We start from the raw sequence: 12,976 nt of genomic DNA, 5'->3' as shown, positions 1-12,976 counted from the left end.
AAGCAATTTAATTTTGAAAGATTTTATTGATGGCGATTATTGATGAACTAAAATAGGCAAGAGAAAAAACGAATTTGCCTTAACTCATTTCCACACGATTCGGATTTTTTAAAAGCACTGCTATTCCAATCTTTGCTATAGAATTTTAAACTAAAAACAATGCAAAGATTTAAAAACAAAACCGCTTTAATTACGGGAGGAACCAATGGAATGGGCTTGGCAACCGCTCAAAAATTCATTGAAGAAGGTGGATCTGTGATTATCACAGGAAGAAGTGAAGAAACTGTGAATCTGGCTTTGGAAAAACTAGGAGAGAAGGCTTCTGGAATTGTATCCAATGCAGGAAATATGAAAAACTTGATAAAGCTGCAACAGGAAGTCAAAAGATATACTGAACATATTGATCTGGTCTTTGCCAATGCAGGATACGGAAAATTTGTACCCGTGGAATATGTAGATGAAAACCAGTTTGATGAACTTTTCAATGTGCTGGTAAAAGGACCTTTTTTCACCGTTCAGCAGATGCTGCCATTGATGAAAAGAGGAAGTTCTGTTATTTTCAATACTTCAGTGGCAACTGATATTGCAATGCCTAATTTTTCGGTGTATTCGGCAGCTAAATCAGCAGTACAGTCTTTCATCAAAACCTTTGCGGTAGAGCTTACAGAATGTGGTATTCGTGTGAATGGAGTAAGCCCGGGACATATTAAAACCAATATTTTTAATAATACAGGTTTAACCGTTGAGCAGATTGAAAGTGCCATTGATGATATTATTCCAACAATTCCTTTCAAAAGACAGGGAGAACCGTCAGAGATAGCCAACGTCGTTCTTTTCCTTGCTTCAGAGGAAGCTTCCTATATTCATGGAGCTGAGATAAAAGTAGATGCGGGGATTTCTGTGATCAGATAACGCCGGATCATTTAAACTTTGAGGAGGATCAAAGATTATTTGACCTCCTTAATCTCTTTGATGATATTGGTTTTATTTTCAATGCCTATATCATATGTTTTACTTTTCTTAAAGCTTTGGGTCGCTTTTTCCAGAAGAGTTTTGTAGTCAGTTGATTTTTTTGAAAGATAAAAAACCTGAGCACTTATGCCAATAGAAACACGTACAACCTCGTTAGGTTTGTCCGGATCTTCGGTAATATTGGTTATAGTGGAATTGTTATACCAGGTTAAATTCTGTGAACTGGAGTTACCGGAACAAGATGTGATCATAATAAAAAGTAATAATAGATAGGACCAGGGTTTCATAACGAAAAGTATTAAGTGAAAAAGCTCCTGCAATATATTACAATAAATACAGGAGCTCTATATAAATTAGTTAAAATCCACAGCTAGCTACACTAGGTGCAGGAGAAGGTGAACATCCTGATAGGGATGAGAATATATTCAATACACAGTTGGTATTTACATAATTGTTATCATACAGTAAAGACCCTGACGGACTTCTGTAGTAAACATTTCCTGCCGTATTGGCGAAAGAAGATACAGAAGCAGATCCACAGCTGGTATTGGTACATGCAGCTCTCCATGCAGCATCAGTTACAGGTCCGCTTGAGAATAATGAAGGATCTATGATTCTTTTCTCAACAACTCCTGAAGCATTCTTAAAGCTTACCAATATTGCTACGTGATATACCCAAGATACACAGCAAGTTCCTGTAGAAGCTCTCAGGTTTCCATATACAAACTGTTTTTCACAGTCGTAACCTGCATTCAGTAATATTTGTCTCATTTTGTGGGCTCTTGCATAGCAGCCATCAACAGGATATCTGAATGTGATACATGGTGAAGATGCCGTAGAAGTTCCGCAAGCCTGATTTTTGATTTGAGCAAACAGACTGTTTAAAGTGGCCAGGTTAGGAATAACACTTACCGCTTTCCTGTTTTCTTCTTTTACTTCTTTGGTGAAGACAGATTTGAAATAACGGATGTCATCATCTGTTGCTTTGTCTACTTTTGCAATTTCGTTAGTATTGGCTTTAAGGAAAACATGAATAGGTGTTTCGTTCTCAACAGCCGTTTTGATCATGGAAATATAAGCTGCATTTTCTTTACTGTCCTTAATTTCATAAGGCTGGGCAGTAACCATAAATGAGATTTTAAATTTTCCATCTTCTTTCTCGATCCCTACCGGGACGGTCTTGCCGAAATCTTTCATAGCAGTTTCGTTAGACTCTTTTGCTACAAGATTCGGATCCTGGTTGGCGCTTGAATCTGAGCAGGCATTGAATGACATCATCGTCACAAATACCATCATGGATAGCAGAAATTTTTTCATAGTTTTTATATTTTGGTGGTTAGTTTTAAGTGAACTTTTTAATTGTAATAGTTCACTATTTTGTGATATTAAAAGTAATAAAAATTAAAACATATGCAAGATTTTTTTTTCAAAAAATACATTATTCTGTTATATTTTTGATTTTATGATATTGTAAATGGCGGAAAACCTGATGATTTTGATAGTGATATTCAGGAAAAACAGGAAATTGTAAAATATCGATTTTTTTGATTCTTACGGTCTTGATTCCTCCGAAATGGAGAGCGTATAAGTAGGCCTATCAAACATTATAATAATTTAAACTAAAAAACCAGTTTCAACTATTGAAACTGGTTTTTATGATTGTTATATCTTATTTATACAGACTATTTGTAGATCAATTCTGCCTGGAAAACGTCTGCAAAATGTTTTCTGATCTTTGCCTTTAATTCTTCCATTTCTTCCAGTGTCAGTTCTCTTTCAAGCTCTCTTTTTAAAGAAGTCACCTGCTTATCTTTGATACCACATGGAATAATGTATTCAAAATAGCGCATATCCGTATTAACATTCAATGCGAAACCGTGAAGGGTTACCCATCGGGACGCTTTCACTCCCATAGCACACATTTTTCGGGCATAAGGCTTACCAACATCCAGCCATACTCCGGTTTCTCCAGGAGAACGTTCTCCTTTAAGACCATACTCGGCAATGGTTCTGATGATCACTTCTTCCAGGTTTCTCATATATAAATGAATATCCGTAAAAAAGTTTTCAAGGTCCAGGATAGGATAGCCTACAACCTGTCCGTAGCCATGATAGGTAATATCTCCACCACGGTTTACCTTTACGAAAGTGGCATCAATTTTTTTCAGTTGATCCATACCGGCAAGCATATTTTCTTCATGTCCGCTTTTTCCCAAAGTATACACATGGGGATGTTCTACAAAAAGAAGGTGGTTCGGAGTCGTAATATGCTGTTCTTCGGGAAGATCCCTGTTTTTTATTTTGGTATCAATGATATTTTTCATCAGTTGTTCCTGGTAATCCCAGGCAGGCTGATATTCTTTGATCCCTAAATCTTCAAATTCTACTGCTTTATTCTGATTTGTATTCATTTCAATTTTTGATATACAAATTTAGTGAATTTTACCCTTTGATGGAATGGATAAAATCTATGGCACTTTTCTTCCAGTCTTTATCCTGAAGTAAAATATTCACAAAGGCTGTTCCGATGATCCCGCCATCCGCTTTTTCCGTTACATTTTCAAAATCCTCTTTCGACTTGATTCCGAATCCGATCATCACTGGATTTTTAAGTGGGAGAGAAGCTACTCTGGAAAGGTAGTTTTCATTTTTTAAGACCGCATTTTCATTCCCCGTTGTAGAAGAGGAGCTTACTGCATACAGAAAACCTGAACTTAAAGAATCCAGATATATCATTCTTTCATCGGAAGTTTCCGGGGTTACCAGAAAGGTGAAATTGAGATTATATTGCTTTAATATAGACTGATAATTTTTCTCAAACTCGATAGGAGGGAGGTCAGGAAGAATTAATCCTGAAACACCACTTTCGGAACATGCCGCACAGAACTTTTCAAATCCGAAACTCAATACAGGGTTGATATATCCCATCAGGATAATCGGAATTCTGATTTCGTTTTTGATGGTTTTTAATTGAGATAATAGCTTTTCAATAGTCATTCCGTTCTGTAAAGCCAGTTCGTGAGCTTTCTGAATCACCGGGCCGTCTGCCACTGGATCAGAATAAGGCATTCCGATTTCGATCATATCTGCTCCGGAATCCTGAATCAGTTTTATAATATCAGCAGTGTCTTCCAGTTGTGGAATTCCTGCAGTGAAGTATATATTTAGTTTTTTCATTTCTTTATTATAGAAGTTAGAAATTAGTGATGAGAAGTTAGAAGAGAGTTTTATTTCCTGGATAATGCTATACTAATTTCTGGCATCTAACTTCTGATTTCTTTGAGGTATGTTTCCATATCCTTATCTCCGCGGCCACTCAGACAAATGACGACAACATCATTTTCATTAAATTTCTTCTTATCCAAAACAGCAAGGGCATGAGAGCTTTCCAATGCAGGAATAATTCCTTCCAGTTTGGTCAGTTCAAAAGCACATTTTAAAGCTTCATCATCATTAATGCTAAAGAATTCTGCTCTTTTTTCCTGAAATAAATGCGCATGGAAAGGCCCGATTCCCGGATAATCCAGTCCCGCAGAAATAGAATGAGGTTCTATAACCTGCCCATCTTCGGTCTGCATCACAAGACTTTTACTTCCATGAAGGACTCCAAGAGTTCCTAAAAATGTAGTCGCTGCAGATTTTCCTGAATCTACTCCCAGACCGCCGGCTTCGGCAGCAATGATTTTCACTTCTTTTTCTTCTACAAAATGATAGAAAGTTCCGGCAGCATTGCTTCCTCCACCTACACAGGCAATCACATAATCAGGATTTTCTCTTCCGATTTTCTCCTTAAGCTGTTCTTTGATCTCCTTTGAAATAATGCTCTGAAATCTTGCCACAAGATCCGGGAAAGGGTGAGGACCTACGACGCTTCCAATCACATAATGCGTCGTCACAGGATTGTTGATCCAGTCTCTTAATGCTTCATTTACTGCATCTTTAAGGGTCTTTGAGCCTGAAGTAGCGGCTATAACTTCTGCACCCAGCATTTTCATTCTTGCAACATTCGGGGCTTGTCTCTGGATATCAATTTCACCCATATAGACGATACATTCCAAACCAAGCAAAGCACAGGCTGTAGCAGTGGCAACGCCGTGTTGTCCGGCTCCGGTTTCCGCAATGATCCTTGTTTTTCCGAGGCGTTTTGCCAATAGAACCTGTCCCAGTGCATTATTGATCTTATGAGCTCCGGTATGGTTGAGGTCTTCCCGTTTTAAGTAAATCTGAGTCTTATATTTATTACTTAGATTTTTAGCAAAATATAATGGTGTAGCACGACCTACATAGTTTTTCAGCAAATCCTGATATTCAGCCTGAAACTCTTCAGACTCTATAATTTCAAGATAATTTTTTTGTAATTCTTCTACATTGGGATAGAGCATTTCGGGGATAAAGGCTCCTCCAAACTCTCCATAATATCCGTTTTCATCGGGGTTTTTATAATTCATTTTTTTATTCTTTAGTAATTAAATAAGCATTGTTTTGTAAGCTTAGCTGATTGAGCAGTTCTTTTCTTTCCTGTGAAGCATTAAAAATCAAAATATCATCATCTTCATCAGAGGCAACCCATTCCGAATCGATACTTTCTTTGATCATTTTAGCTTTGTCATGAAGAATTTCGATAGAACATTTTTCATAAAAAGGTCGAAGATCAGAATGACAAAAGCCAATTGTTTCCAATGCTCTCTGAATGACATTTTCTTTGAAACTGTGGACCAAAGCGGCTCCATATCCCTTTTTTTCATAGGCGGAAACAAGTCCTACAACTTCTGCAAATGAATAATTATGATCCGATATTTTTAAGGTAAAATCAAAATTCAGCCGCATAACCGCCAGTATATTTTCATCGGTATCCAGCAGGAAATGAAATTCCGAATCTTTGAAAAAAGTACGGAAATAGTCTGGTTTCATAGTACTCCAGGCAGAAACGTCCCAAAGTTGCAAGATATGCTCTATGTCACGTTCTAGTAAATCCTTGCTTTCTTTTATCTGATATTTCATGGGTTTAAACTATTAATAAATGTGAGATGGTAATCGTACTGTTGCTTGGTAATCAGTTTTTTATAATATAACAATTCTATTTTATGCATTAAATCAATCAAGGTTGCTTTATCTATTTTTGACTGATACATGGTGATTGCAATCTCCAGGTTGTCAATCAGATAATAAGGATCGGAATCTTCATACAGCAGAAATATTTTAGCATAAATCAGTCCTAAATCATATTTTACCACTGATCTTACATGATTTTCTAAAAATTTATCAGAAATAATGACCAGATAATAACTGTTCCAGAGGCTGATTCTCTCAAAAAAATACTGGATGTCACTTTCTTCAAAATCTTTAATCGTGCTAATGAATTTAGACAATAATCCACCGACTTCCCAATGTTCTATATTGCTGTCATTTTGAGAAACAAAGTGATACAGATTCTGGATTTTTTCATTTCCGAATTTGGGTGGAAATAATGTTTTATAAAATGTCTTCTTTAGCAAATGTATGTTCATCATTGTGTGTTTTTATTTTTTATCTATTTTGCTGGTATAAAGTTTTAAACTTTTTTATCCTGTCAATATTCTTGTTTCCTGGCTCCGTTTCAAATTTTGAATTGATATCCAAAGCAAAAGGCTGTTGTTTCAAGGTTTCAATGTCTCCGATATTATCTTCTGAAATTCCACCGCTTAAAAAATAGGGGAGAGGAATCTCAAATTCATTCAATAAGGTCCAGTCAAACTGTTTTCCCGTTCCACCAAATGCTTTACTGTCAGTATCAAACAGGTAATAGGAAATAGGCTGTAGACTATTGGTTGCGGGTTGCAGACTGAAAGTTTGTGTTATTTTATTTTTGTTTTCAGAGAGGTCATTTCCTATTCTTATCACCTTTATGATCCCGACTTCCGGATTCAGTTTTTGTCTTAATTCAATAATAAAATCATTATTTTCATCACCGTGAAGCTGAACAAAATTCAACCCTGCTTTTTGAACAATTCTTGTAATGGTATCCGTTTCTTCATTCACAAAAACACCTACTTTTCCATGATGGTCAATACTTGCAATTTCTTCCAGGCTTAGATGGTTTAAAACATATCTGAGCGATTTCTCATAGAAAATAAAGCCAAGAAAATCTACCTTCATCGCAATCAGCTCTTGAATCTGGTCCTGTTTTGTAAGGCCGCAGACTTTGAGTTGAGGGGAAAGAGCATGGGTAAGTTGCAGGTTCATTGTAGTTGATTGTTATGAGTTAATTTGTAATGAAAAATCTTCAAATGCTTTGGCTGGATCTGTATTTTTCATGAAATATTCTCCCATCAGGAAACCATCAAATCCTTTTTCTTTTAAAAATTTAAAATCTTCAAGGTTGTAAATACCACTTTCTGCAACAGATAATACGTCTTTTGGAAGCAGATTTTTCAGTTGAACAGAATGCTGAAGGTCAACTTTGAAATCTTTAAGATTTCTGTTATTGATTCCCACAAGGTCAATTTTTGAATTAAAATGTTTCAGTTCTTCTTCCGTATGAATTTCCAGTAAGACTTCCATCTTCAGTTCATGAGCAAGTGCCGTGAATTCCTCTACCTGAGCGGGGGAAAGACAGGAAGCGATCAGTAAAACAACGTCAGCTCCTATACTTTTGGCTTCATAAAACTGGTACTCATCTATCATGAAATCTTTTCGGAGTATCGGAATTTTAATTTCATTCCTAACTTTTACAATATCATCGAAATTTCCTCCGAAAAAATCACTGTCAGTTAGGATAGAAATTCCACTGGCACCAAAATTTTCGTAAGCGGAAACCACTTCTAAGGGCTGAACATTATTATTGATGATCCCTTTTGAAGGAGATTGTCTTTTAAATTCAGCGATAATCCCGCTTTTATTTTTGATAGATTCTTTCAGAGAATAGGTTTTTCTTCCAAAAAAATCAGAGTCTTTTAATTGGTTGACAGAAACGCTTGATTTTGCAGCAGCAATTTCTTCTTTTTTTCGTTCAATAATCTTATCTAGTATAGTCATTTGATACAGAATTTAATAAGATGATAAAAATTATAAACCATTAAGGGATATTAAGATGATAAGATAAATTAAGTTCCATCAAAGTTGGAGAATAAAGGATATAGCTGAATAAATAGCTTTAGCTATGATCTTAACTATTCTTCATCCCTTAAAAATTCTTAACGGTTAAAAAATAATAAGGTTAATTAATCAAAAGGTTAAAGCTATTCAAGGCTTTTCCACTTTGCAGACTTTCCTGAGCCAAGAAAAGACAATCATCATAGGTGCCAAATTTATGAGTATTGTAAAGGGCTACTGAAGCATTGGCAAGGATCACAGAATTTTGCTGTTCTGTCCCTTTTCCTTCCAGGATATTCATAAATATTTTTGCGGTTTCCTGAATGGAGCTTCCTGCTTTAATATCTTCCAGCGTTACCGGATTGAAGCCTAAATCTTCTGCAGAATAGATTTCTTCACCGTTTTTTGTAATGATTTTGCTGTCATCGGTAAGGCTTATCTCATCATACCCATCCAAGCCATGCACTAAAATAAACTCACGTTCCTCTTTTTGAAGAAGATACTGGTAAATTCTTGCAATTTCCAGATTGTAAACTCCAATCATAGAATATTTAGGTTTTGCAGGATTCACTAATGGTCCCAAAAGATTAAAGAAGGTTCTTAATCCCAATGATTTTCTCAATAGCCCAACCGATTGCAGAGCAGGATGAAAATAAGGAGCATGCAAAAAGCAGATATTGGCTCTTTCAAGATCTTCATTCAGCTGCTCCGAACTGTTTTTGAACTGATATCCCAGTTCTTCCAGTACATTGGATGAGCCTGTAATGGTAGAAGCTCCGTAATTTCCATGTTTTGTTACCTTCTGCCCGGCTCCGGCTACCACAAAGCTGGCCAATGTTGATATATTGATGGTATCTTTTCCGTCACCTCCGGTTCCCACAATATCAATAGCGTCACTGGTATCAATATCTACAGGGGCAGCCATCTGTAACAAAGCTTCTCTGAAGCCTTCCACCTCTTTCAGGGTAATATTCCGCATCAGGAAAACACTGATGAAAGCAGTAACCTCTGCGGTATTGAACTTATTCTGTGCAATCTCAATCATGGTCGCTTTGGCTTCTGATTTTGAAAGCGTATTATGGTTGAACAGGTATTGCAGTATTTCTTTCATTTGGGGAGTTTTTATTGTTGTTGAGGGGATTTCTAGTGTTTTCATCCTAAAAGAAAGTTTTTAATGATTACTTCTCCTTCAGGCGTTAAAATGCTTTCAGGGTGAAACTGTACTCCGTGCACATCATAGGTTTTGTGCTGTAAAGCCATGATCATTCCGTCTTTATCTACGGCTGTGATCTCCAGTTCTTCCGGAAAACCTTCTGTATTGACTGCCCAGCTGTGGTATCTTCCGACTTCTAATCCTGAACTTAAGTTTTTGAAAAGTTTAGTGTCTTCTTTCACGAGCTCAGTAGTGGTGGCTACTCCGTGGAAAATTTCAGAAAGGTTGATAAGATTTCCTCCGAAAGCTTCAGCGATAGCCTGCTGTCCCAGACATACACCAAGGATGCTTTTCGTAGGAGCATATTCTTTAATAAGTTCCAATAAAATACCTGCTTCTTCAGGAATTCCAGGTCCGGGAGAAAGGATTATTTTATCATACTTTTCAATCTCTTCCAGAGTAATTTTATCATTTCTTACTACATCCACTCTTTGATTCAGAATTCTTTCAATAATCTGGACAAGGTTATATGTGAAGCTGTCATAGTTATCAAAAACGAGAACTTTAAGCTGTGGCTGCTGGGTGTTTATATTGTTGTTCATTTCTTTTTTTGTTAGTGTGTTGCTAGTTGATTGAATTTACTTTTAACCCTCAACTATTTTTTCAGCTTTTTCAACTGCTTTTTTTAGAGCATTCAGCTTGTTATTGACTTCCTGCAGTTCACTTTCCGGAACCGATTTTGCCACAATACCGGCACCAGCCTGATAAAAGAGTGTATTATTTTTGCTTAAGAATGTTCTGATCATAATCGCCTGGTTGCAGGTTCCATTCAATCCGATCATTCCTATACATCCACCGTAATATCCACGGGAATCTTTTTCATATTGATTGATCAGTTGCAGTGCTTTATGCTTGGGTGCTCCGCTTAGGGTTCCCTGAGGAAAAGTGGCAGAAACCATTTCAAGAGGATTGATGTCACTGGAAATATCTGCAGTCACTTCACTTACCATATGAATAACGTGAGAGAACAGTTGGATTTCTTTAAGTTTAGTAACCGTTATATTTTTTCCAAGCTTTCCAAGGTCATTTCTTGCAAGGTCCACCAGCATGGTGTGTTCTGCATTTTCTTTAGGATCAGCTTTTAAAACTTCAATAGCTTCAAGGTCAGCTTCAAAATTTCCTGTTCTTTTTGAAGTTCCGGCAATTGGATGAATGATTGCCTTGTTGTCTTTAATAATCAGCTGGCTTTCAGGGCTTGATCCGAATAATTTGTAATTTCCGTAATCAAAATAGAAGAGGTAAGGTGAAGGGTTGATATTTCTTAAAGCACGGTATACATTAAATTCATCTCCCTTGAATTTCTGTTCAAATCTTCTGCTTAGAACCAACTGGAAAACATCTCCGCGCATACAATGCTTTTGGGCTGTTTTTACCAGTTCAATATACTCTTCATCGGTAATATTAGAAGTTTCTTCATCTGTTTTTTCAAAAGGATAAACCGGAGTATTCTGGTTCTTAATAAGGTTTTCCAACAGATGAAACTCAGATTTTACCCCATCAATAGAGTTTTCAATAATGTACATTTCATCATTGAAATGATTGATAGCGATCACATATTGGTATAATCTGTATCTCAGAACAGGAATTTCAACTTCCTTACTTTGTGCTTTAAGGTTGATGTTTTCGAAAAACTGTACCGCTTCAAAGCTTGTATATCCGAAAAGGCTTTGTGCTGTCTGTTCGATAGGATCATTGGTTTCTTCACATTTGAAAATCTTTCGGAATTCTTCAAATATATCTGTGATATTTCGCTCCATAATAAACTGCTTTACAGGAGGGGAAGCAGGCAGCTTTATTTCGTATTCGTTCAGATTTTTCACTTCAATTCCGGCAATGGCATTCACTGCAATAAAGGAAAAGTTGTTGTCAATAGTTTTTGAATCTGAGCTTTCCAGAAGAATAGTATCCCGGAATTTGTCTCGGATCTTAAGGTAGATATTCATGGGAGTGTGAAGGTCTCCCAGTGTTTTTTTCGAAACAGTTTTTATTGTAATGGTGTTCGTATACATCGTGTTGTTTTTTGTAAGGTTTAAGAATAAAAAAAAGGCTTTAACGGTATCCGTCAAAGCCTATATATTGTTTATTTTATTATTTCTGCTATTTGATTAGCAACATGACAATACCTCCAGACCCGACGAAGAGTTTGAAAGCCACCACCAAATATTGTTGCTCATTTTAAACATGGGACAAATGTAGAAATTTTTTTAATACAATGAATAAAAAAAATCAGAAAAATAAAAAAACTTAATATAAGAGTCTGTTATTTAAGTTGTTTGAGCTCATGTTTCAATTCTTTGATTTTTTCTTTGTAAGTTTCATCATCATATTCTTTTACATAATCTTCCAACGCGTTTATATATTCTTCAATGAATTCCTTATTCGTTTTGTCTGCCTCATACTTGGTTTTTGCTGAATTGACAGGGGCTAGCTTTTCATATTCTAATAAAATTTTTCCTTCCCGAGATTGATCATAAAGAATAACAATATTTTTTTCATATCCGGGAATGTATTTTACAGGAATATCCTTATCACCGGGTATTCTGATTGAATTGCTGATGGGATAGATCGCTGCAGAAGTAGTGGAGAAAAAAGTAGTGGTGTATTTCCCATCCTGTTTCTTTACAATAGCTTCATAATCGTGAATATACATCTCATTGAGAGTAGAATTGGTTTCCACATCAGAAGTGATAATAGCGGTACTTTCGACACCATATTTATTCAGGAACCAGGCATTTAAGAACTGTCCTCCGAACCCGTTTAGTATCGCAAGAGGAATGATCGGAATCAAAAACCATGCTTTTTTTGTCAGATAGGAGAGAAGTCCAAAGAATACAAACAGCAGAATCACAGTATAAAAACCATGATGGCTGGTGAAAAACAGGATTTTTGAAATTAAAACCATACCCTAAAATTTTTAATTATCTTTTAGTATAAAATCTGATTAAACTTATCAAAAAAATACAAGAGTGGCAACGTTTATCTATTTATTACGGCTCAACAGATATAAAGTAGATTTTCCAGGAAAACGAATGTCGGGTTTCAAAACTTTTAATTCAAAAAAAAATTGTAACCCCCAACATTCTAAATTATTTACTGTACAGGCTCAGAAAGAGGAATATCAGGAGTTCCGCTGTAGAAAACAATCAACGTTGCTCCCTGATCTCCGGTTTTTCCTCTGTGTGCTACATTTACCATTTCCGGAAGAACCTGACCTTTTCTTACCCATTGCGTTTTACCATCTTCCTTTCTTTCTATCTGAATTTCTCCTTTCTTTACATAAGCCGCATTGATTACAGAATGCTTATGCCAGTCCAATGCTTTGTTAGGCGGTACGGCAATTTTAAGAACAGAAATTTCAGGTTGTTTGCTTGGATAGGCAGGGTAAGTTGTTCCGTCCCATGACTTTGTGGTTTTTAGCAGAGTGACCGATTCAATTTTATCTGAATACTCTGATTGTGGTTCGTTTGATGAGTTATCACACGAAAAAGGAGGGAAGTTAGCACAACAAAAAAGCTGTGCCAAATACATTTTCTTTAGTCATAAATTGTTTATTAATAGATTGATTTTGGTTCGGATAATCCGTTTTACAAAAATAGCAACCCAATTTAAATATCCCTAATGTTTGAAATATTTTTTATTGAAATTCAGATCTTAAAAAATATTTATCAAAGAAAACATTTGTCATAAGTTTAAAGGTTTATTTTTTATATTTTTGCTTCC

General features: G+C 36.0%; 15 protein-coding genes. 1 reads left to right on the top strand and 14 read right to left on the bottom strand.

The window, feature by feature from the left end; all coding sequences use genetic code 11:
- Positions 1-159 precede the first annotated feature (159 nt).
- The gene (locus LF886_RS16815) at positions 160-912 is read left to right on the top strand and encodes an SDR family oxidoreductase (protein ID WP_236850755.1); all 753 of its coding nucleotides are present in this window, start codon (positions 160-162) and stop codon (positions 910-912) included.
- A gap of 35 nt (positions 913-947) precedes the next feature.
- Here the strand turns inward: LF886_RS16815 and LF886_RS16810 are convergent, their stop codons facing one another.
- The 14 genes from LF886_RS16810 to LF886_RS16745 all read right to left on the bottom strand — a co-directional run bounded on the left by LF886_RS16810 (position 948) and on the right by LF886_RS16745 (position 12,778).
- Entirely contained in the window at positions 948-1,223 is a 276-nt protein-coding gene (locus LF886_RS16810) for a hypothetical protein (RefSeq protein ID WP_236850753.1), read from the bottom strand.
- A gap of 106 nt (positions 1,224-1,329) precedes the next feature.
- Positions 1,330-2,289 (bottom strand): protein-glutamine glutaminase, encoded by a 960-nt coding sequence (locus LF886_RS16805; protein ID WP_236850752.1) that lies wholly within the window; start codon positions 2,287-2,289, stop codon positions 1,330-1,332.
- A gap of 365 nt (positions 2,290-2,654) precedes the next feature.
- Positions 2,655-3,383, bottom strand: a complete 729-nt coding sequence (lipB, locus tag LF886_RS16800) for a lipoyl(octanoyl) transferase LipB (protein WP_236850750.1) — start codon at positions 3,381-3,383, stop codon at positions 2,655-2,657.
- A gap of 31 nt (positions 3,384-3,414) precedes the next feature.
- On the bottom strand, positions 3,415-4,149 hold the full coding sequence (gene trpA / locus LF886_RS16795; RefSeq protein WP_236850748.1) for a tryptophan synthase subunit alpha: 735 nt from the start codon (positions 4,147-4,149) through the stop codon (positions 3,415-3,417).
- A gap of 86 nt (positions 4,150-4,235) precedes the next feature.
- The gene (trpB, locus tag LF886_RS16790) at positions 4,236-5,420 is read right to left on the bottom strand and encodes a tryptophan synthase subunit beta (protein WP_124536343.1); all 1,185 of its coding nucleotides are present in this window, start codon (positions 5,418-5,420) and stop codon (positions 4,236-4,238) included.
- A 4-nt stretch (positions 5,421-5,424) separates the two neighbouring features.
- Complete coding sequence (locus LF886_RS16785) at positions 5,425-5,973, bottom strand: GNAT family N-acetyltransferase (protein WP_236850741.1); 549 nt, start codon at positions 5,971-5,973, stop codon at positions 5,425-5,427.
- Positions 5,970-6,482 (bottom strand): hypothetical protein, encoded by a 513-nt coding sequence (locus LF886_RS16780; RefSeq protein WP_109738125.1) that lies wholly within the window; start codon positions 6,480-6,482, stop codon positions 5,970-5,972. Before LF886_RS16780 ends, LF886_RS16785 begins: the two co-directional genes overlap by 4 nt.
- A 16-nt stretch (positions 6,483-6,498) precedes the next feature.
- Positions 6,499-7,194, bottom strand: coding sequence for a phosphoribosylanthranilate isomerase (locus LF886_RS16775; RefSeq protein ID WP_236850739.1), 696 nt, complete (start codon positions 7,192-7,194; stop codon positions 6,499-6,501).
- Positions 7,195-7,206: 12 nt separating this feature from the next.
- Positions 7,207-7,986, bottom strand: coding sequence for an indole-3-glycerol phosphate synthase TrpC (trpC, locus tag LF886_RS16770; RefSeq protein ID WP_236850737.1), 780 nt, complete (start codon positions 7,984-7,986; stop codon positions 7,207-7,209).
- 181 nt (positions 7,987-8,167) lie between these two features.
- Complete coding sequence (gene trpD, locus LF886_RS16765; RefSeq protein WP_236850735.1) at positions 8,168-9,154, bottom strand: anthranilate phosphoribosyltransferase; 987 nt, start codon at positions 9,152-9,154, stop codon at positions 8,168-8,170.
- Positions 9,155-9,195: 41 nt separating this feature from the next.
- Positions 9,196-9,798, bottom strand: a complete 603-nt coding sequence (locus LF886_RS16760; protein WP_103234149.1) for an anthranilate synthase component II — start codon at positions 9,796-9,798, stop codon at positions 9,196-9,198.
- Between the two features lie 42 nt (positions 9,799-9,840).
- Positions 9,841-11,265, bottom strand: coding sequence for an anthranilate synthase component I family protein (locus LF886_RS16755; RefSeq protein ID WP_236850734.1), 1,425 nt, complete (start codon positions 11,263-11,265; stop codon positions 9,841-9,843).
- Positions 11,266-11,516: 251 nt separating this feature from the next.
- On the bottom strand, positions 11,517-12,158 hold the full coding sequence (locus LF886_RS16750) for a hypothetical protein (RefSeq protein ID WP_236850732.1): 642 nt from the start codon (positions 12,156-12,158) through the stop codon (positions 11,517-11,519).
- Between the two features lie 188 nt (positions 12,159-12,346).
- Complete coding sequence (locus tag LF886_RS16745; RefSeq protein ID WP_236850730.1) at positions 12,347-12,778, bottom strand: cupin domain-containing protein; 432 nt, start codon at positions 12,776-12,778, stop codon at positions 12,347-12,349.
- Positions 12,779-12,976 lie beyond the last annotated feature (198 nt).

The organism is Chryseobacterium sp. MEBOG07 (assembly GCF_021869745.1).
Lineage (GTDB): Bacteria > Bacteroidota > Bacteroidia > Flavobacteriales > Weeksellaceae > Chryseobacterium > Chryseobacterium viscerum.
This window is presented reverse-complemented; position numbering and strand designations above follow the sequence as displayed.